General features: G+C 53.2%; 13 protein-coding genes. 8 read left to right on the plus strand and 5 right to left on the minus strand.

Translation table 11 applies throughout. The features are described from left to right. Positions 1-53: 53 nt before the first annotated feature. From Pla144_RS07725 to Pla144_RS07745, 5 genes are all read right to left on the minus strand, one after another. The gene (locus Pla144_RS07725; protein WP_146449704.1) at positions 54-1,994 is read right to left on the minus strand and encodes a BBP7 family outer membrane beta-barrel protein; all 1,941 of its coding nucleotides are present in this window, start codon (positions 1,992-1,994) and stop codon (positions 54-56) included. Between the two features lie 871 nt (positions 1,995-2,865). Continuing rightward, positions 2,866-5,346, minus strand: a complete 2,481-nt coding sequence (locus Pla144_RS07730) for a hypothetical protein (protein ID WP_146449706.1) — start codon at positions 5,344-5,346, stop codon at positions 2,866-2,868. A 75-nt stretch (positions 5,347-5,421) separates the two neighbouring features. After that, entirely contained in the window at positions 5,422-6,861 is a 1,440-nt protein-coding gene (locus tag Pla144_RS07735) for a PEP-CTERM sorting domain-containing protein (protein ID WP_146449708.1), read from the minus strand. Between the two features lie 108 nt (positions 6,862-6,969). Further along, on the minus strand, positions 6,970-8,115 hold the full coding sequence (locus Pla144_RS07740; RefSeq protein WP_146449711.1) for a DUF1559 domain-containing protein: 1,146 nt from the start codon (positions 8,113-8,115) through the stop codon (positions 6,970-6,972). A gap of 149 nt (positions 8,116-8,264) precedes the next feature. Beyond that, entirely contained in the window at positions 8,265-9,440 is a 1,176-nt protein-coding gene (locus Pla144_RS07745; RefSeq protein ID WP_146449725.1) for a PEP-CTERM sorting domain-containing protein, read from the minus strand. Between the two features lie 595 nt (positions 9,441-10,035). On the opposite strand from Pla144_RS07745, the gene Pla144_RS07750 reads away from it, so the two are divergent. The 8 genes from Pla144_RS07750 (at position 10,036) to Pla144_RS07785 (ending at position 21,857) form a co-directional block, all read left to right on the plus strand. Further along, complete coding sequence (locus Pla144_RS07750) at positions 10,036-10,566, plus strand: sigma-70 family RNA polymerase sigma factor (protein ID WP_146449727.1); 531 nt, start codon at positions 10,036-10,038, stop codon at positions 10,564-10,566. Beyond that, entirely contained in the window at positions 10,563-12,152 is a 1,590-nt protein-coding gene (locus Pla144_RS07755; protein WP_197530476.1) for a LamG-like jellyroll fold domain-containing protein, read from the plus strand. Before Pla144_RS07750 ends, Pla144_RS07755 begins: the two co-directional genes overlap by 4 nt. Before the next feature lie 192 nt (positions 12,153-12,344). Continuing rightward, positions 12,345-14,504 carry a hypothetical protein gene (locus tag Pla144_RS07760; RefSeq protein ID WP_146449732.1) on the plus strand — a complete coding sequence of 720 codons (2,160 nt, stop codon included), beginning with the start codon at positions 12,345-12,347 and terminating at the stop codon, positions 14,502-14,504. A 15-nt stretch (positions 14,505-14,519) separates the two neighbouring features. Next, complete coding sequence (locus Pla144_RS07765; RefSeq protein WP_146449734.1) at positions 14,520-15,566, plus strand: glycoside hydrolase family 130 protein; 1,047 nt, start codon at positions 14,520-14,522, stop codon at positions 15,564-15,566. Between the two features lie 9 nt (positions 15,567-15,575). After that, positions 15,576-16,886 (plus strand): MFS transporter, encoded by a 1,311-nt coding sequence (locus Pla144_RS07770; protein WP_146449736.1) that lies wholly within the window; start codon positions 15,576-15,578, stop codon positions 16,884-16,886. Between the two features lie 471 nt (positions 16,887-17,357). Beyond that, positions 17,358-17,783 (plus strand): hypothetical protein, encoded by a 426-nt coding sequence (locus Pla144_RS07775; protein ID WP_146449739.1) that lies wholly within the window; start codon positions 17,358-17,360, stop codon positions 17,781-17,783. 172 nt (positions 17,784-17,955) lie between these two features. Next, entirely contained in the window at positions 17,956-18,222 is a 267-nt protein-coding gene (locus Pla144_RS07780; RefSeq protein ID WP_146449742.1) for a hypothetical protein, read from the plus strand. Between the two features lie 179 nt (positions 18,223-18,401). Then, positions 18,402-21,857: a HEAT repeat domain-containing protein gene (locus Pla144_RS07785; RefSeq protein WP_146449744.1), complete on the plus strand. Its 3,456-nt coding sequence runs from the start codon at positions 18,402-18,404 to the stop codon at positions 21,855-21,857. Positions 21,858-21,967 lie beyond the last annotated feature (110 nt).

Below are 21,967 nucleotides of genomic sequence, written 5' to 3' on the forward strand. Positions count from 1 at the left end.
TTCCGACAAGAGTAGTCCGTGAGAGTTCTATCGGCAGTTCATACCCCCGCAGTTCACCAGGAGTATTCCCCGCCAAAATTTAGTCCTTGAATTAGCAGATTAGTCTCGTTAAACGTAAAAAGCGGCGCCAATGGAATCGGCTCGACATCCTCAGCTGGAACTCCTGGAAGCAACGTGCTATTGATCTGGCGATCAATCTGATCCCCAGGCCGCACCACATTGGTCCAGTACATCAGCGTATAACCTGCACGAAGTTTGAGAGACGGTGTTAGTTTGTAGCCCAAATTGAAATTGACTTCCGGGATCATGCTGAATCGATCCCGCTCGTAGTTTCCGATGTTCGAGCTAAGTGCTAGCAATCCCCCCACTTCGGGATCCGGAGCAGGATCTGTATTGGGAGGAATCGTCTGAGTCGAGCCATTGATCGAGACCTCTTGGTGAGTACCTCCGATCCCAATTTTCGTTAGAATATTCATCGACCAGCGATTGCGTTCGATTCCCCAATCGAAACCAAGTTCACCACCGGTAAAGTTGTTTTCCGTGTTGAATCGATCCATGACGATGATTTGCGTACCGTTGTCGCCAATATCTCCTTCAGGAGGCACATCGACGATTAGGTCTTCCATCACTTGCAATTGCTCTCGCAGTTGATACCACCGGAAGCCAAACAGGAAGTCGACGTACCGGCGATCGCTGCATCCCGCACCGCAGCAACTTCCACAGCCAATAGGTCCGGCGCAGCAATCCATGAGCGACCCACATCCGACACAGTCACCGCAACCGACGCAGTCTGCGGTGCCACAACGACACAGATTGTGCCTTAATCCGATCCCAGCACCCTGAAACTGGCTTCGGGACATAACAGTCACACTGCCATCTAGATCATCGGACGAAACCTCCTCAGCGTTTTCCTGAGGGGGTCCACCCCCGACTGGGAAAAAGTCGAAGAAGGGTCGCGCGATCACAGGAACTCCATCATTACCACTGGCGGAATAAGTTTCGTCGAGTCTTCCAAGGAATAAATAATCAGCTTCAATGGCTTGAGTCGCGCAATCGTCAACCCACGATCCGATTTGAATTCGAAATCCACTTCGGGCGTCTTCAAGTATTGGAGTTCCACCATACAAGATAGACGTCGATTGGTTGTCGTCTTGCCCAGGATTCGGCAAGACACCACCGTCTTGCGGATCAGAAGTCGTCACCAATGGCGGAGTATTCATGCCGTCGAACCACCAGAGCAGATAGTCTGCCCGCAAATAGGCTCGACTTGGCCGCCAGACTCCTGTTCCACAGCCACCTTGCAAATCGCACCCGACTTGACCGCAATGCGGACAGCCGCCGAACTCAATGCCTTCTTCGCCCATGTAAATGGGTTCACCTTCGAAAGTGCCATCGTAGGAATAGGTCTCGCCGGTCATGCCCTGCGAATCAGATTCGTCGGCTGGGGTTGGTTCCAGCAACGTTTCTCCCGATTCACTGCCTGCGGGGATCGGTTCCTGGAACGCAGCGAGTTGCACATCACTAGCTGTCTTTGTTTTGGAGAGATTCGGTAGTTGCAATTGTGACGCAAGCAAGATGTCTCCTGTATCATGCTTCACCCCGACCACTTTGCCTAAATACGGCTTGAGGTCCAAACGGTCCACGGGTTCGACATAGCGGAGCACGCCGCCATAGCGATCAACCAAGGCGTAGGGAGGTGTGCCATCCGCTTTGTTTGAATTACGCACCAATTTGGCTTGCAATTTCGACCGTTTGGTCAGCGGCGCTGGTCGCCTGGTGCGCGAGGGATTTCTCGCTCCCAACGGACCTGGGGCGTTGTTGTCGAAGATCGCATCCACCATATTCCCCGCAGCCCGATCGGTTTCGTTTGTCCGATTGGTACTGTTGGAATAGGATCGCTGCTGTTGGGCGTAACTTACCTCTTGCGAGGAGAGAAATAGCGACAAGTACGCAGCACCCAGCGCAGCGTACGATGAAAATCGCGCGACAGTCATGTGTTTGTCCTTCCCCGTGGTCCAGCGCAGACATAGAGTCAGCACGGCCAATCGGGACTGGATTAAGTGGTAGAAGAAAAGAAAGTCACGAAAAGCGGCGGGACTGTAACAAACTCGGCAAAACCCTCGCAAGGGCAATATTTCCGGTAGATATCTTGCTTAGTTACTCGCTCCAGACCAGTCGCAAGTAGCGGAAGCGGGACTCGGCCAACCTAGCGAATCTTCGAAAACAACGCTGTGTCGCTAGAAGGCGGTGCAAAATCTGAAGCAACTGACGTCGATTGGCCTCTGATAGCTGCCATGCTTGGTCAGCTCTTGAGTTCGGAACAATGGCGCCTGCTAGCGATCAAGGACTTCGATCATTTCCGGGCGAGAGCGGAGTAACTATTGAAAAAATGTTGCCGGGGGACCATCGAGTCCAGAACTTTTACAATCTCCCCCGTTTGCCCAGGGCCATGGAACCTAGTTACCTCCTCTCAACCTGCCCGCCCAAGAACCTCTGACAAATTGGTTACTCTACCTGGACATCGGGTCGGACTAGTAACCTTGTTCCCATCAAGTGGGTTCAGGCGCAATACTATGGAGCGCTCTGCCTAAAAAGACCCGTTGAGAAAACATAGACCGAATTGTTTGTTGCGAGTCTGAGCGGACTCAGACTGCCGACAAACTAAGGTAACGTGAAGTCAAACTCGACGAACTAATTGCCGTTCGTGGGATATGCAAAGTACAGACCCAGTGTCTACCTTAAAACCTTCTACTACCAGAATTCAGAACGTAGCAGCGAGTAGTCAATATTTGTTTCAACCAAGTCGACAGGAAACTCGCGATACTTTGTGAGGCGCCACAAAGATTTATCACGAAGAGGAAACGATCAGCAAGTAATTCTGGAAACGAATAGGCCAACTGCGATACAAGTAGCGAGCATGAAGGACGTGGGCTCCGGCACTTCAGAACTCGCGATGATTGAGCTTGCCGTCAGCGGCGGCGCACCAAAGTTCGCTTGCCAATCGGCCAAGTTCCCCACGCCCGGATTGCGTTGCCACTTGAGAAAATCTGCTCCATCCACAAAGCCGTCGCCGTTGAAATCGCCTGGAATTATTTCGACCAAGTTCGCTGAGATGTCGTCGATAAACATGGTGCCGGTCGCATTCGCTGAGCCGCCTGAGATGAACGTGAGATCGAAGGAACTCACTCCATCGGGCAGTTCTATCATCGTTTCAAACATTTCAAAATCAATGGCCGATCCCGTGGCAACAAAGTTGAATTCGAGCAGCGGATTGGTCAGATCAAGCGACGTGACGAGATCATCGGATAAGCGCAACCGAGCCTGAAATTCTTCACCAGCGGCTACATCGAACTTCCAGAACCAACGCAACTGGAGGAATCGCTCTTCGCCGGCTGGAATATCTGTCGCGTAGCTCCGCCATTCTTCGCTTTTAGTTTGGCTATTGTCGACGATTTCGAGTGAATGCGTAGGACTCAGGGCCACCTCAGCGGACCACTTCGCTCCGCTGCTGTAGTGCCAGAAAGCAGGACGAGCGGTGCCGGGGGAGATTCGTTCGTCCACGTCGCCGTTACGGATCAGATTGTTCGCCAGCAGCGAGGCGTTATAGTCGATCACCACATCGTTCACGAGCAACCTCCGGCCTTGGCGGTTTTCAATTCCTCCCGCAGGAACAAGCACGAGTTGCACCGCTTCGCCGGCTGACACGTCGAACATTTGCTGTCCGCTGACGGAACGCGCCAAAAAACGATTCGCTACGGCGTCGTACAAATCGAAGGCACCCGCTCCCAAATCGATCGCAACCGACTGTGTGTTTGCAAGAGGATTGTAGTACAGATACGTCGGATGAGCGGCGCCACGAAAGGAGTCAGTTGCCAATAAATCCAGTTGGAGAATTTTTTCGACGTTCGTCGTTTTAATGATCGACCCAAAAACTCCTGCCATTGCCGAGCCGTAGATGGCAAAATTCGTCTCAGGACCCCAGTTGTAAGTGAGTGGATCGCCCGCTGCATATAATTCTTCGCCGTCGAACTCACCGCCTAACCAATGGTGGCGTAACCCCTCGTACGAGACAGCACTGTTTGGGTCCCCGGTCCAGAACTCCGACGACTGATTCTGATTCGAATGGGCGTCCCCGTAGAACAATCGCGCGGCGCTAGCGACATTGACCATCCATTTTCCGATAGCTTGACTGTAGCGATCTTCATAACGTGCGAGCGGTACCATCGGCATGGCGGTCGCGAAGGTGTTCATAGAGAAAGCGTATCCGCGAACGTCCCCGATATTCGGGATCGTGAATCCCATCAAGCCGCCAACTTCTTCGCCCCCCCATTGCTCGCCGCTGATCATAATCTTGGTGGGGCGAGCGTCGCTGCGATCGAAAACCCAGTTCACAAACTTCTCAATATCGTAGTTTCTCTCGTGCTCTGCATTCATGCGAGCCGCTGTGTAGGCTCCGAACGGCGCAAGAATTTCATAGTCAGGGTTGGCCGACGTCTGTTCATAATAGCTAAGTGCCCAATCGACAGCGGTCAGATGCTGAGCTGCTAGACCAGGGTTCGAATCCTGGTTTCGCCAATAAGCGGCATGCTGCATCCATGCCATGCCCAGTCCCATGTCAGGCTCGCGCCAGACACCATTGTCGACCGGCTGACGAGTGCGGAAATTGTAGGCCGTATGGTTGAAGTTGGGCGCCGCTCCATTGGCTGTTAATACGCCAACAGCATCGTAGAAACGCTGGTCTATCTGATCCATGATCGGTCCGAGATAGGTTTCGTCCGGATAGCGATCGGCGATTTGATAGAACAAAACATTCGGGTATATGTCGTACCATGCTGACCCTCCCGAGGAAGCAAAAGGATTGTTGAGCACGACGTACTGGCCATTGCGATTGACGTAATACTCCCGCGCCATCGAGACCCAATTATTTGGGCCAGCGGACTTATCCACCCCAACAAACGTTCCTCCCAACACTGCCGCAAGCGACGCGATGGCCTCGTGAACCGGCTCACCATTCTCGCCGAAGGTGCGCGTTTCGCCTACATAGGCTGGCAATCCGAAAGCCTTCTGAAGCTGAGCAGATTCGGGGGTGTTGTCGATTCTCACGAGAGGCAAATACTGCCCCGTCGCGGTGGTATCAAAAGCCAACGTGTCGAAGTCAATTGCCGTCTGATGCCAGTCGCGCATTTGATACGTCGCTGGGGCATTAGGAAGCGAATCAATCGCAGGGAGAGAAAATTGGCCGCAGCAATCTCCTGTGAGCAGCGGCAACACAAAAACGATGGAAACGCATAAACAAGGTAATGGTTTTCTCGTCAGACAAGCAAAATACAATCGGTCGCGCGGCATAACACAGATCTCCTAGCCCCGCATGATCGAATGTGGCACGGGATCACCACTGCTGAGACTTATTGTCGATCAAGATTATCGCTTTCGTCTCTGCGAATACCATCCCATTACTCCACTTGCGATCATTGCCAGGAACCCTGCACTTGGTTCGGGAACGGAGGCCAAAGTCGCGTTCAAAGGAGTGCCATAATCATTCTGCCACGCGGCAAGGTCCGTAGGGCTAAGAGGGGTGGTCGAATTTCCGCGTTGCCAGACAAGGAAATCGTGGCCATCCACGTCACCGTCGTTATCGAAGTCACCGGCAAGTCCCCCGGTCGATTGGAAGTTGTTGAGAAACACATCGCCGTTGGTAAAATCGTAATTGACGCTGGCGGTCGTATTGCCCAGGAAAGTCACGGAACCGAACTGGCCCAAGAGCAGCGAGGCAGTAGCGTCAATGAGCGTTAGTTTGGATGTTGGTGTGAAGGGGAATGCATCGAGATTGAGCTCAAGTTGTGCACCCTGAATTTCAGCTCCACCGGAGGGTTCGCTGGCGTTCTGAAAAAGCGTGATTGGAGTAACACCTCCCGAGTCTGCCGTGAAAGAGAAGACGGCAGTAGGAGAAGCAGCAAGAATATCGCGGAGGGGGGGCATGGGGTCGACAACCAAAGGGTCAGGGTCGACGCCTACGTTAAAGGTTCCGCTAGAGCCAAAGATGGATACCTTGGCTAAACGCTGGGCCAGGAGGACTGGATTGGACTGACAATTATCACAGAGGTCCATGATCAGCCCTCCGTTCAAGTTTACCGTACCACCAGAGAGACGAAGTTCTCCTTGCGCGCCATGCTCGGAAAAATACATGTCTTTAGCCATGAAGGAGCCATGCACGTCAACCAAGCCCCTGCCGTCCAGTCCCGGTTCGGCACCAAAATCGTCGTAGGCAGGTCCATAGTTGCCGATGCGAATATCTTCCGTGCCACCAAACTGGTTGGGGACGACAGTCGTATCCCAGGTCCTCATTTCAACGATAGAGTTCTGGCCAATAGAAAGTAGCCCCTTTGTGCGTTCACCGACGATGAGTCCATTAGCAATTATGGTAGACGAGCCATTCATGATGAGTTCGCCCCCTTTCTTGGCGTCGTCGGTGATAATGGGTTCTCTTTCGCGGCCGATGCCAAACAGACCCTCCGCACCCGAGCCAGTTATTTCGAGCGTCCCACCCGACATCGTTAACCTGCCGAAATGTGTGTCCCCAAACTGATGCTCTTTGGCTGCCGATCCGACTCTCAACCCCTTCACCTGAGTAGTGCCGCCGGAATACGTTGAAGAGAGGCCATCGTCGATGCCATAGATGTCGACAAGATTGCTGCCAGGTGCATTCTCAGGTGTCCAATTTGTCGCGAGATTAAAGTCAGTATTCGTACTTCCATCGAAATACACAAAAACTGCCCAACAATCTTGGCTGACAATAGATAGAGCCAAGATCAGGGTAAAACGTGTCATTTTCTTGGCCGAAAGTCTTGCAGTTTTCATCATACGGACTCCAAAATAATTGCGTAATATTGGGAGGTGCAGAATTTCCTCGAAGAAACCGCTCTGCGGCTATAGTTAGGCACCGGTTCCCGGGTTACTTCTCTTACTCACTCAATTCACCTGTGATGTGTCGACTACTTCCCCTCTATCTCGAGTTCCAAGGGCGTTAAATAACAGGATATCAACGTCGAAACCAATCGAGCGCACGGACCCATCGGCAAAGATGCCGTTAAGCCCACCCGGGTGGGCTGATCCAAAGTAGTAAACGTCTCTATCTCTCCCGAAGAAGTCGCCGGGACCGTTATTAGGCTGAAATTGGTATCCATCGCCATCGCTGTAGGGCTGAAAGCAAGTCGAGCGGATCGCATCGGGATCCCAGCCATCGATCCATCCCTTGTCGTCTGATTTACTTCCCCCCTCGTACAAGTCGGTCCGGACATACTTCTCGCCAAGCAAGAAGGTATTACTGGTTCCGTCGGTGATTTGGGCAAATTTTATCGGACGCGAATTGTTCGTGAATATCTTGTTCTGATAGTCCCAGGCACTACGAACAATGACGCCGTCGTAGACTTGGTTATTTTTGGACACGATACCCGCGACTTCCCCATTTTTACCTCCCCAGAAAGACAACTGATTTTTTACGTAGCCGTCTCTGGTAAGGGGCACCGAATCCTGAGGGTTGTATGGAACTGGCGTTGCACAGCCAGGGGAGCCCGGCGGGCAATCGTCGGTACACGGCTGCACGGCGGCATAGTCAATGAGAAACACCTGCTGGTCGCCGAGAATCGAGGCGTTGCTCGAAGCCGCTGAGACTGTCCGACGAGAGGGACATACATAGAGCGGGATAGACTGAGCTTGTAGTTCAACTTGCGTGGTGAGGCCTTGAATTGCTCCTTGTTCCAGATAGGGTAAAATCTGGTAACACCAGTTGAGACCTTGCTTATCGGGCCCAAAGGGCCTTCCACCCGCGACAAAATTCGCAATATCTGGATAAACGCCGACTCCTCCCGTCGGAAATACACGCTGTGTGCTGACATGATTTTGAATTGCCAGGCCCATTTGCTTAAGCCGATTCCTGCAGTCAGTGCGTCGAGCGGCTTCTCTTGCAGCTTGAATCGCCGGCAACAGCAACGCTACCAGAATGCCGATAATGGCGATCACCACCAACAGTTCAACGAGAGTAAAACCATGCCTCTCGTTCGTCGAGCATCGCTTCCTGATTCCGACTATTGCATTCCTAGTAACCGAATTACTCATGCCTTGCTCCGTGCTTTGTCCCCAGACTCACCTTTGTTCTCTGTGAATGTCCATTTCTAGATAGTCTTCGTTACCGACAGCCGGCCATCCCTAAAGCGGGATGGCCGTTCTGTCAGTTCCAATAGGAATGGTCACAAACTATTACCTACTCAGCACGATTGCCGACGTCTTGCGCAGGTTGCAAACATCAAACTGAGACCGAACAGTAATATCGTCGACGGCTCAGGGATACGTTGCAGGAGAATGTCCCCGACTGCTTGGTCGTAAACCACTGAGTATTGTGCACCGAGGGCACCGCCACTAACGGTCGTCGAAGCAAACGTTCCAAAAACCTTGCCTCCCACTAACGACTGGTCTCCATCGAACAGCAAGATCGAAGACAAATTCGCCATAGGAAAGCTATTCAAGTTAACTACGAGCTCGTTATTGGTGATATTAATCGCATCTTGCAACTTGATAGCTGAAACACCGAGCAAAGAATCGGCGTTAAACTCATAAAGTGTAGGAACCTCTCCCACCAAACTTTCCGACTCGAGATTGAAGGCACTCAATGTCGCCGTCGCACCGTTCATCTGAACCTTGGCTGACCCACCCGCTTCAAATCCAGAGGGTCTTGCTACCAGGTTGCCTGTCAGCACTACCGAACCGGTGTCGGAAACCCGCAACTCGCCAGTCGAGTCTCGGTCCCCGATGAAGATGACATGTGCATTGAAGGTGCCATTGTCATGGACATCTAGCAGGCCATTTCCCTCGAGACCGGCATCAACACTCGGGCCGTAATTCCCCAGCCGCCAATAATTATCGTTGCCCGGTGTGTTGTACACTTTGCCATTCAGGCCGACATCAAGCACACCATGATCGCGTGTGCCTACGATCGGGTCTGAACCACTAATCTCTAAATCGGCATTGGTGATGACAATCAAGCCATCACCGTCGGCATCGCCAACGACAGCTCCGCGTGCGCGGGCGATCTGGAAATTGTCGCCACCACCTGTGACGATGATCTTTCCGGATGACAGGTTGAGCGTTCCATCGGTTCCGAATTCCCCCGTCATCGGCCAATCAGCACCTACGATTAGGCTCCCCAAGGTAGTCGTGACGGCGGTGTTATGTTGTACAACGAAGTTGTCGTTGATGATTGCTCGGTCGCCAGTGCCTGGCACAGCGTCAGGGCCAGCGGCGAAATCATTCCAGTTGGCCGCCACCTGGAAATCGTCAGCCGGTGCGCCACCCCCATCGAACTGAAAGATGAGTGCCCAGCTATTCGTGCTGATCACTGAAAGGGCCAGCAGTAGGCCGAGGCTCGTTACAGAAAACTTCTTCATTACACTTTCTCCCTCAAAAAAACAGATGGAAACTCCTGAACAGGATGCCAAGAAGAAATGGCAAGACACAGCCAAGACGCATGGCGTGCCGGCTAATACCCAAACCGCCCAAAGAACAACCGCTGCCCGCGGCTCTTGGGCCAGAAAAAGTAAAAGAGAGCAGTGACGAGCCGGCGTCCACTCTTTTCCCCGTTATTTCGTTGTGGGCGGACGCCCTGTGTGATGAGGACGTGATCGTCGACGCCCGTCATCTGCTGACCATAGTATATAGCAGTAGCGGTCAGAATCTTACAATTTCGAAAACTATTCTGCTAATATTCATCTACTTACCCAAATCCACTAGAAGAATAAGCTCCTTGAGCTACAGCGGGGCACTATCGAGCACGAAATCCGTTGCGATTACCTTGAAAAGGCGTCCGGCTCACTGCTCAAGGCGATCGCTTGAAAGCTTTGCGCAACATTCTTATTGATCGCAAATGCTAAACAACTCCCAACGGTAGAACGACTGAATTCAAGCACTTCCGTACGTTTCACAAGGATTTCGTGTAAGATACGGGTGTTAAGTGTTCTTTTCTTAAGGAAGGATATCAATGCCATGATAGCCAATGCTTCGGCCGTCAATCACGATTTCGTCGAACTCATGACGCAATACCAAGGGCGACTCTATGGGTATATCTTGTCGCTTTCAGGAGACACCGATGCAGCTAACGATGTACTCCAGGAAACGAACATCGTGCTCTGGAAGCAGTGGGACCAATTCGAGCCAGGCTCTAATTTTAAGGCGTGGTCCTTTCGAATTGCACATTTTCAATTTATGGCGTATCGACAAAAGATCATTCGAGACAAAGTGCTCTACAGCGACGATCTGTTATCCACTCTCGCCTGGGAAGCAAGAGAACTTGATGAATGCCACGAGCAACGCGCTGCGGCGTTGGAAAAATGTCTGGCCCTTATGCCACTTCGCTCACGTGAGGCGATACGACTTCGATATTCGGAGGAAGTCAAGGTCTGTGACATGGCCCAGAAACTCCGCTGCAATGCGAACTCGATTTATCAGATTCTGTTCCGAGCTCGCAAATGGTTGATCGAATGTGTTCAGAAAGATGTCCAACCGGAAGCCATATGATGGATGGCAGTCATCAAGAATTGGAATTTCAGAGACTCCTCGGTCATATGACCGAGGGAGGTCTGAGTCATACTGAGCACCAGCGGCTGGGCGTACTGATTGAATCAGATCCGACCTTGAGACACCATTATCTGGATTACTGCCAGATGCATGCGATTCTCAGGTCGGAACATGGACTTCTGACTGCCATATCGACACCCTCGAATCGATCCGACGAGGCCTCTCTTGCATATGTCCGAGACAAGTGGATATCAAGGCGTGGTTTATTCGGTTGGACAGCGGCAGCAAGTATTCTGATCGCAGCCTTTGGAATAGCACTGCTCACGAACTCTCGAGAAAAACCTCCTTATCGAGGCGCCGAGACTGCCGTACTTAGCAAAGTGGTTGGCGCTCGCTTTAATTATGGTGTGAATGGAGAAACAAGGCCCTCCGAAGGTGTTCGACTGCGAGAGGGTCTTTACGAGTTACTCAACGGCTTGATTGAAATTCAATACGAGTCGGGAGCTATTCTCGTCTTGAGAGCTCCAGCCACGTTTAACTTAGTTGATTCTGCCAGCGTCCAATTGAAAGATGGGCAGCTTTCAGCCCATGTGCCACCTGCTGCTAAAGGTTTTCGAATCGAATCGCCGGGAGCAACGGTGATCGACCTGGGCACCGACTTCGCTGTCCAAGCAGTGAGGAACAAAGAATCCGAGGTCCACGTATTTCAGGGAGAAGTAATCGTCGATCTGCATGGCGGAAAAAGCAAGTCCGTGGAAAAGTTACGGTTGGTCTCAGGCGAAGCGGCGCGGGTCGACTTTTTCACGGGGATGCCCTCCGGCATCGATCTGGATGCAAAGCGATTCCTACGCAGCTTACGAGGCGAAACAAGCTCCTATGCCCAAACTGTCTTAGACTTAGATCCTGCGGTTTATTACCGCATGGAACCAACCAGTGATGGAAAGCGACTTATCGATTCGTCCGCCAGCGGCGCAGATGCGACGATTCACTTTGGGAAAGAAAATATGCCTGCCTGGACTGCTGGTAAAGTGGGTGCCGCTCTGGCATTGGGCGGACCCGCGGAGCAAACGTACGCCTCGGCAAGTCAGTATCCTCAGGCGAAAGGAAACATGCTCAGCGTAGCCGCTTGGGTTTACGCCAACTCAAGACCTCGTTGGGCAAGCATTGCTAAGAATTGGGCAGGGGGCGATGAGGACAAGGGGCAATTTCATTTCGGACTATTCCAAGATGACGGCGAACTTGAGGTACATATTTTTGACAGCAGTGGCGAAGAAGTTTTCGTGAGCGACCATGAGCCTCTGCCACTCGACAAGTGGCACCATGTTGCGTTTGTCGCAGATGGATCAATGCTGCGGCTCTATCGCAACGGGCAAGAGGTGGCTGCTGCTGCCTATCACCAAATGCAACGCGATCCTCGGATTAGTGCGTTGGCAATAGGCACCAAGCTAAACTTGCGCGGAGAAGCTCCTGAAGAGCACGATTTCAACATGTGGGATGGCCGCCTTGATGAGTTGGCGATTTTCAACCACGCTCTGACAGCAGGTCAAGTTCGAGAGCTTTATGAGTTGGCAGGTGGGGCCGACTGAAGCCATCTATCACGCTCGTCTGTTTGGTCGCTGCGATCCTTGGCCGCTTCGCTGCTCGATTGTGCGTCGTAGTTTGTCAGACTGGTCCTTAATCAGAATGTTACGAGAATGGAATGAAGGCGATTCTCTAGAGAAACTTCTACGGGCCGCTTGCTCGGGACATACGTCATTTGGGAAGTGTTGGTTGTAAAAATGCAAATCGCCTTTCTGCGAATTCAGTTGGTCATTTTCTGCTTGCTGACGATTGGCGGCGCCAGTCCCCTATGCGCGGTTGAAGACTTCTCGCAAACTTCGATTCCGCGCGTTGAGCCGATGCCGAAACTTCCCGAGCCGTATGCAATGCGCGATTGGCCCCAGGTGACCCGAGATTACATCGACCTGGTGTTCGATTTCGAACAGAGTGGAGATCACCTACCACTCATCCGGTGGTTGGACGAGAAGAAGACGATGGTCTCAATGCCAGCATTTATCGGTGGCCCGCGCGATCCTGAAGCGATCAATTTTCTGGGAGCAGTTATCAGCGGTTCCCTTGTAGGTTTAGACATGCGAATTCATCTCGGCCAGGACTGGGTGGCGATGGGCATGAATTTCTTCCGCGCGGATGAAGGAGTCTACTTGAACCGGCTGCACCGCGGTTCGGGTACATCCTTTTGGTACGACATCTTTCCCAATGTCCTCTTCTACCAACTGAACGACTTGTATCCCGATGATCCTGTCCGCACACAACAGGCCCTTTCCGTGGCGCTAAAGTGGCATGAAGCTTGTGTGGCCTTGGGAGGTGGGACTGATCCACTCACACTGCCCAACTTTGATCACACTGGATTGAATCTCAAAACCATGAAGCCCGTGGAATTGGGCCGCATTGAACCCGAAGCTGCCGCTGGGATCGCATGGCTGGAGTATATGGCGTGGGTCAAGTTCCAAGATCCGCGTTTCCTGACGGCTGCAGACTGGGCGATCCGATCGCTCCAGGAAAGGCCGGCCGATCAAAGTCCACTCTATGAAGTACTCCTGCCTTACGGCGCGCTGGTCGCCGCACGCATGAACGCCGAACTGGGTCGTGATTACGACGTCGCTAGGTTAGTGAATGATTGCTTTGAACCCCTTGGCCGACCTCAAGCCCGGCCAGGGTGGGGAGTGATCTCTGATCGCTGGAATGAATTCGACGCGCACGGTCTGGTCGGGAGTACCACCGATGGCGAAGGCTATGCTTTCGCCATGAACACGTTCGAATGGGCTGGCGCACTTGTGCCACTAGCGCGCTACGACATTAGGTATGCCCACGACATAGGTAAATGGATATTGAACCTAGCGAATGCATCGCGACTTTTTTATCCCGATGCCCATGACGCCGAGCATCAATCCAGTTTCGAATGGGCCAATGCACACGACGGTAAATCAGTGATCGCCTACGAGGGAATCCGTAAATGGAAACGCGGTTCGGCGACCGCCCGATCCGATTTCCGGACTTTACGAGGTAAAATCGTGAATGGAAGTTTCGCTTCCACTCATTATCGTGCAGAGGCACCTCCCGATCTTCAGGTATTTGAAGAGGAGTCCAGTCAGGGGACCTCGTTTGAGCACATCTGGGTTTTTGAGCTTCCAGATAAACCTGATCGTTGGCTCGTCGTGGCTGCGAAGCGGATCGATGGCGGACACGTCGGCAATGCTTTCCACTTTTCATTTTCCTCCCAGCCTGAAGGTCCATACACTCCCGCATTCTCGGTGTCCGACTCAGATTCAGCTCATGTGGTCGAACTCCCCACCGAACTGGGTAACAAACTCTACGTCAAGGCTCAGAGCAGTGACCAATCCACCTGCGAAAGTGGACAGGACAAACTCTCGGTGGACGCTATGGCAATTTCCTATCAATCCAACATCGGCCCGTTTGCCCAAGGAGACCTAGTCGTCAATTTCATTGACCTCCTCAACGAAGCCACCGTCCCCATCGTGCTCTATCGTCCCGCTTCGGCAGCCACCGATCTCGGGCTGTACGGCAGTTCCCATGTCGGGATACTTGGCGGCATTATTCGGCGGACTAATGTCGAAGCTATTTTACAATTGGACCTGCTGAAAACAGATTACTTCCACGGCAAAGCGTATCCCACCTACCTCTATTACAACCCTTACTCATCTAACAAGGTTGTTGAAGTCGATGTCGGATCCGATGCGAAGGATATTTACGATGCTGCAAGCGACGATTTTCTCCAGAAAAATGTTTGTGGTCTTGTGTCGTTCACCATTCCGAACGATGCCGCGAGGATCGTGGTACTTACTCCGGCGGGAGAGGAAATCCGACGCGAAGGAAATCGGACTCTGATCAACGACGTCGTAGTGCGTTACACACCTTAGGAGAAATATCGCATCATGGCTGACATCGCTAAGCGATTCGCTGAAAACCCCCTCCTCAGGCCGTCAAATATTGCTCCGAGTCTAGAGGGCATGAATGTTGAATGTCTCCTGAATCCAGGTGTCTTCCGATTCAACGACAAGACTTGGCTGCTCTTGCGAGTTGCCGAGCGTCCCGAGCAAAGCCCCGGCAAGACTTCATTCCCTTTAATCGCCGATGACGGCAGCTTCCAAATTCTGGAATTCGATAACGCAGATCCTAAGCTTAATCTCTCCGATCTCAGAATCATAAGCTATGACGACAAGGATTATCTGACAACGATGTCTCACTTGCGATTGGTTGCCAGCGAAGACGGAATCAACTTTTCAGAAGCCACCTCGTATCCAGCAATGTTCGGCCAGGGCGAATTAGAAACCTATGGAATCGAAGACTGCCGCGTCACGCAAATTGGTGAAATTTTCTATCTCACCTTCACGCAAGTGTCGGCTCATGGAGTGGGGGTAGGTCTGCGTAGTACAAAGGACTGGCAGGAATTCCACAAACATGGGATGATTCTTCCCCCCCACAATAAAGACTGCGCAATTTTTGACGAACGCATCGGTGGCAAGTATTACGCCCTCCACCGTCCCAGCAGCCAGTTCATTGGCGGCAACTACATCTGGCTCGCCGAATCGCCGGACCTCGTCCATTGGGGCCAGCACCGCTGTCTGGCTCACAGTCGCCCAGGCATGTGGGATTGTGCTCGCGTGGGGGCTGGGGCAGCTCCTATTCGCACTCCGAAGGGCTGGTTGGAAATCTACCATGGTGCAGATGACCAGAACCGTTACTGTCTGGGAGCGCTGCTATTGGATCTTGAGCAACCCTGGAATGTATTGGCCCGTTCAAGTGAGCCTATTATGGAACCCATCGCCGAATATGAACGCATCGGTTTCTTCGGTAATGTCGTCTTCACCAATGGTCACTTGGTCACGGGTGACGTGCTGACAATATACTACGGCGCCTCCGACAGCGTGATCTGTGGGGCACGATTCTCGATTGAAGAGATACTTCAAACTCTCAGCTGAAACTGATCCATGAATAAGCTTCGCAACGAATTTCTTCACTTCCTCTCCTATCCGCACAACATGCGGATTTTGCTCCTCACGAACTTGATCTATGCCTTTGTCTTGCCCGTGATCGACATCTTCGTGGGCGCTTACGTTATGCGTAACACGCAGGACGTGAAAATGGTTGTCATTTACCAACTGGCCGTCTACACAGGCATTCCATTCACCTTTTTAGTGAACGGCTTCTTGCTCCAACACATTAGTATTAAGCGACTCTACTCGGCAGGCATGTTACTGAGCGGAATTTCCATGGCCGTGATGATGTCATTGGGAAAGCTGAGCATGACGGGCGTCGGCGTGGCGGGCTTGATGATGGGCATGTCATTTGGTTTGTTCTGGGCCAACCGCGACTTTCTTGCGCTCTCCACGACTAATGACTCAAACCGTAACTACTATTACGGTCTCGAAACATTCTTTTACACAAACACCTACGTCGTCGTGCCAGTCTTTATCGGCTGGTTTATTGAGGGTACTGGGCTGTGGGGATGGTTTGGCGGGGATCGCGTCATAGCCTATCAAATCGTCACAGCAATGGTGTTCCTGCTAACCATTGTGTCGTCTATCCTCATCCATCAGGGTCGCTTCGAAAATCCGCCGAAGTCTGATTTCATCTATTTTCGATTTCATTGGCTCTGGAACCAAATGCAAGTACTGGCCATCTTGAAAGGCTTAGCGCAAGGCTATATCGTCACCGCTCCAGCCATGCTGGTAATGCTCTTGGTCGGACAAGAAGGTGCGCTGGGAACAATTCAAGCAATCGGAGGGATCCTTTCAGCGTTCCTGCTCTATTTTATTGGCCGCACTACTAAGCCGAAGCACCGCATCATTATTTTCACTGTCGGCCTGGGACTGTTTGCACTGGGAGGGCTGGCAAACGCTCTGCTCTTCAATGCCACCGGCGTACTGCTCTTCATGGTGTGTCTGCTGCTGGGCCGACCGCTGCACGACATCGCCTACTTCCCCATACAAATGCAAGTGATCGACACGGTCTCGGCCATCGAACACCGCAATAAATTCGCGTACATCTTCAATCAGGAGTTTGGTTTTTTTATCGGACGCTTCACCGGTTGCGGCTTGTTTATTCTATTGGCAAACAACATCTCCGATACCTTCGCTTTGCGCTACGCACTGCTGATCATCGGAATCGTTCAGTTGCTGTCAATTTGGGTAGCCAATCGCGTCCTCCGTGGTTGTAGAGAATCGGCACCCTCCAAAGAGGCACCCGTGCAACAAAGTAGCGATATGATACTTGAGAAGCAGGTCCCAGGTTTGGGTTGAGCGGCAGAGAATGGCATTAGCCAGGAAGTTGCTCGTCGCAAAGTTTCGCCGGACCCAGCTTGAATCATTCGTCCAAGAACTGCCGCAGAGATTCGTCAAATGTAGCGCAGTCAACCAGTACCACGAACGACCCTCACTTGAGACCTCTGTGCGACTCCAAGTCCAAAAATAAAAAAAACCTTTTCCCAGGGGTTTTTCAGCCTAAGTCACCACTATTCACTGGTGAGCAAAAGTAGCGGAGGAGGGATTTGAACTATGTGTTCTTTTCCAGGGAAAAACCTACATTCTTAGCAAAGCGGGGGACCAGCTGGGGATAATCGCACCAAATTGATAGGCTTTTTCCTGCAGACATGCAGAGAAAAACATGTTCTGATAGCCTCCAGCTAGAAGCCTGATCTTCTCCCAAGGTGGCAACCAAGGCGAGCATTCTGTTACTGATCGAAAGCACCGTTTAAACGGCAAGGAAAACGGATGGATATTCAAACAGGCGACCGTGGGCGGGATGGAAAGTTCACCAAAGGCAATCCTGGTGGACCTGGCAGACCTCGTAAGGAGCGGGAATCGCTCTACATGCACGCTTTCTGCCATGTTCTTGGTCCTGGTGCGCTGGCAGAGATCGTCGATACGATGCGGGAAAAGGCCTTGGGCGGTTCCGTGGCGGCTGCCCGGTTGCTCATGGAATTTGCGATGGGCAAGCCCCTCATGCAACTTGAAGTTTCAGCCTCGGAGGGGGAAGAATTTCGCGTCGCTGGCATGTCGCCTGGGGCTATGCAGCAGAAGTACCTCAATCGGCTGCTGGAGAAGATTCAGGAACGGCTGGAGTACGAAAAGACTCTGGAAGCCCAAGGTTATCAAGTGAATTTCTCGCACGGTGTTGATGAAGACAGCGGCAAGTAGCAAGTGCCCGGGCATTGGTCCCCGTGTCCAGTTGGCTGTTCCAAGCAAACGATCATGGGCAGCTGCACCTAGCAGCTGATTTTCGGTCAGTTCTCGGCACGTCGATTTCGGGGCAAAATCTTAGTGACGTTGGCACAAGAAGATCCATCGGCCAAATTGCTGACGGCAATCGGTGTCCAATAAACTGACGTTTCTCGGTTTCTCCATGGCCGTCGACGCTTCCCCCGTTAGGGGGGCACTAACTGCAGAGGTGATTTTCACCGACGGCAGTTTGCCAATTCGGTTTGGCACCGAGGTTGATGCATCCTCGGTTAGTTTGGGTGACGGCGAAACAACAGCGGTCGGGGTGACTTCGGCAAGAACTGGCAGTCTGCTTGAGGTGACAGCCCCCCACTTGAGGCAGTTAGACACCATTCGAGTTTTACAACAGGTACAATAGAAAGGCACACCGCTTGCACTGTTAGAGGGAGGCGACTCATATTTCTGCCCGCAGCAGCAAAACAGCATGCTGGGCAGGAGTTGAGTGTGCGTAACTGCACATCGCAGCCCAACGACACTTGGTGGAAAGTCGCAAAGAAAAGAGTAGACTAGACTGTTCGAGTTACGGGAGGCAGTGGCATGTTTCGATCGAACCCAATCGCCGGCGTCATCTTTGTTCTCGTCCTCTCAATTCCAATCCTGACGTATGGCCCGCTATTTGGGGCTGATTCGGTAATCGTCGAATTGCCCCTAGAGGCAACGATGGCTGTAGCGTTCTCGCCCAATGGCAAACAGGTTGCTGTAGGCGGGCAGGACGCCCTCCTCGACGGGCCCAATGAAGGCCTTGTGCTGCTCATCGACGTAGAAAAAGGTGAGCAGCAGGTGCAGTTGCAACACACGGGTGAGGTCGATCGTGACTTACGCATGCCAAACCCAATTCGAGCATTGGCCTATTCTCCCGATGGCAAAGTGTTGGCCGTCGCTGCCGCGATGGGGCTCAACCTGTGGGATCCAGTTAGCGGCAAGGAGTTGGCAACGCTCGCCGGCTATGGCAACAATGATCAGCAAGATCGCGAAGACGTCATCTCGATCGCATTTTCTCCAGACGGCAAATGGCTCGCGGCAGCCGACAACGTAATCCTCGGACAACCCCGACGAACTCAAGGCCGCTTGCGGCTGTGGGACTCGGCACGGCGCGAAGTGGTAGGCGAGTTCGAGATTGGATTCCGCGGTCACGTTGCATTCTTGCCCGACGGCACCTTGCTTGTGACGGATGATAACAATAGCCCTGCGGTTAAGTGGCGCGTGACCAATGGCGAGCAGCTAGCCGTGGTGCGCGTCGCGCTGAAACCGTTGTTTGTTGTGGATCGGCAAGGTAAACATGCCGTCGCGGACAGCATGGGCGGCAAAAAGTTGTGGCGGATCGAGCCGAATGACTTTGGCGGCTTGCGTTTTGTGGATGAGATGTCCTTCACGGGAGAGAGGTGGGGGTCGGCTATCGACGGAGCCACTTTCTCAGAAGACGGCCGGCTGCTATTAACCTTTGCCCACAATGGTGCCGCTTCCATCTACGACGTGCATACGCAGCAAGTGGTCGGCACATTACTGGCCGGCGGACCGTCTGCCTTTTCTCCGGATGGAACGTCGCTGGCGATCACGCACGCGAGTGCCGAACGATCGCCCACAGGCCGGCAACTGGGGAAAACTAGCCTTGCCATTTGGAAGACGGCCGACGTTCTTGATGCTGACCATTTGGCGGAGCGTGCGCGGAAGGCGGCGACGGACATGGTGCAAGAGCTGTCCGCGCCGCAACCAGATCAGTGGATGATGAATGCGGGTGCGGCAACGATGGACATGTTGCGGCATGCGTACCCTCCACTTGCTGGCCCGTGGATGGGACAAGACGCAACCTTGACGGTCCTTGCGGGTCCGCAGGGTGAGGCGGCAACGCCTATCTTAATCGACGCGCTGCAGAATCCCCGGGTCAATGGCAAGCAACGCTTGCTCCACCCGCTTGCTCTCATTGCAAGCCAGGACCCTAAGGCCCGTACTGCAGTAATCGAAGCTCTTCGCACCGCCGAAGCAGCTGACGTGCGGACCATGGCAGCGACGATGCTTGCGTTACTTCCAGCTAATATGGGCCAGGAGGCCGTGCCGGCGCTAGTCGAGGCTGCTGTCAACGATGAGAGCCCACACGTGCGTTATGCTGCTGAAAGAACGCTCAAAGAGTTAGATCCTAAGGCGTATAAACAGGTCGCCGAACAGGCCCAATTGCGAAGGCCGGTGGTGGAGCGAGTTGAGCGGCGCGACGGCAAACTCATCTATCAAGGTCGGTCGCTGGAAGAGTGGCTGGGACGGTTGAGCGCTTCGTACATGCCTAATGAGATTTTCGGTCGTCCCAGCCCGGACGAACCGTTGGCTGCGATTCGTGCCAGCGGGCCAGACGCCTTGCCGACGCTACTCGAGACATTGAAGAGCGGCGCGCAACCGATACGCCGCGCGGCGGCCGCTGGTATAGGGGCACTTGGTCCGCCAGCAGCAGCGACGGTCGAACCTTTGTTGAACGTCATCGAAGCGGCTAATGCCACGGATGTCTGCTCCTCTCAAGGGGTACCCGGCGGAGTGGCCACCGAAGCGGCAGACACTCTGGCACTGCTTTTCAAAGGCGAGCAAGACCCGCCAGCACGGCTAGTGAAGTTGACCGGTTCCGATAATCCTGCGGCACGTTTAAGTGCCGCGCGTGCCATCGCGGTGATGGCACCTGGGCACCCACGCGGCTTACCGGTGCTCCAAGCCGCGTTTGTTGCGGTGAGTGCTCCAGACGGCGCACCGGAGTTGCTGATGGAGCGCTTCGCAGAAAATCCGAAATTGGACTGGCTACGGCGAGTAATTGCCAATAAAGATGCGGATGCTAAGTATCGGATCAAGGCTGCCAGTAATCTCGCGTTGTTAGGCGAGGCCGCGCTACCGGCGCTGCCGGAGATACTCATCGCGGCTGCCGACGTTGATGAGACTGTCAGTCAACAGGCGGCACGCGCGATTTATAAGATTGGCCCCCAGGCCGTGCCGGTGGTTCTGAACGCGCTGCAAGCCGCCTCGGACAGCCGAGCACGCCAAAGGTTGGCTGCTGTGCTGTGCGGTCTAGGCAAGGAGGGACGTAGCTCTTTGCAGGAATTCTTGCACGAAAATGAGGCGATCGAAGCCGAGCCAATCTGGTGGGCAGCCTTTCGCCAATCGTGGGATAGTCGTGAGATCCGTCAGTATCAGACGGCGATTCGCGAAGCGCTTGAGCGTGCCGGACATCTCGTTCCGTCACCCCTTCCGCAGACTGGTACGAATCCTCCCGATGCTTATCTTCAGATGTTTCAACCCCCGAGCTTCGCCTACGCAGTGAAGCTCATAGCCGACAGGGAAACACCACCGACGGTGCAAGGTGAGGCGCGAAGTGCGTTATCACGCGCACCGAGAGACGAACTCATACCGCTCTTGCCTGCTCTGCTCAATAGCCTGGTCAGTGCTCAGGACCCAACCAACCGCGTCCAAGCAGATGTTGCGGTTGTGATTCGGCGTATCGGCCCGTCGGCGATTTCCGCAGTCCAAGCGGCGATTCAACAGGCTCCGACAGATGCCGCCCGCCGCGGTTTATTGCAGGTACTCGCAAGCATTGGAAAAGAAGGGCATGAAGTATATGCGCGGCTTATCCAGCTTCACCCGGAATACGGCCGACTGCTCGACACTAATCGACAGACCAACGAGGCTCGCGCCCCAGCAAATCTGGCAACTTCCCGCTCGGTAACGTTTCAAGTCCATGTGCCGCAATCAACCCCGGCAGACGACGTGCTATACATCACCGGAAACCACTTCGCTCTAGGAAACTGGAATCCGAAAGGTTTGTCACTGGAGCGAAAGGACTCGGGAGTGTACGAGGTTCAGGTTCGCCTGCCGAAGGGCAGCAACATCCAATACAAGATTACGCGCGGCAGTTGGGAAACGGTTGAAAAAGACAAGAATAACAAGGAACTCCCCAACCGTATCCTCGAAGCTTCTTCGGATCGTATTGTAACTATTCGCGTGGCTCAGTGGAGCGATCAGTAGACTGGTCGGTGGAGGACTGGCTCTGGATACCTTATAAGTTTGCAGAATCCCGTCTTGCGCATCCGCAGTGATTCGTTTAACCACCGTTTTAGAACCAGCTGACCCGCATC

Source organism: Bythopirellula polymerisocia, assembly GCF_007860015.1.
Classification (GTDB): Bacteria; Planctomycetota; Planctomycetia; order Pirellulales; family Lacipirellulaceae; genus Bythopirellula; species Bythopirellula polymerisocia.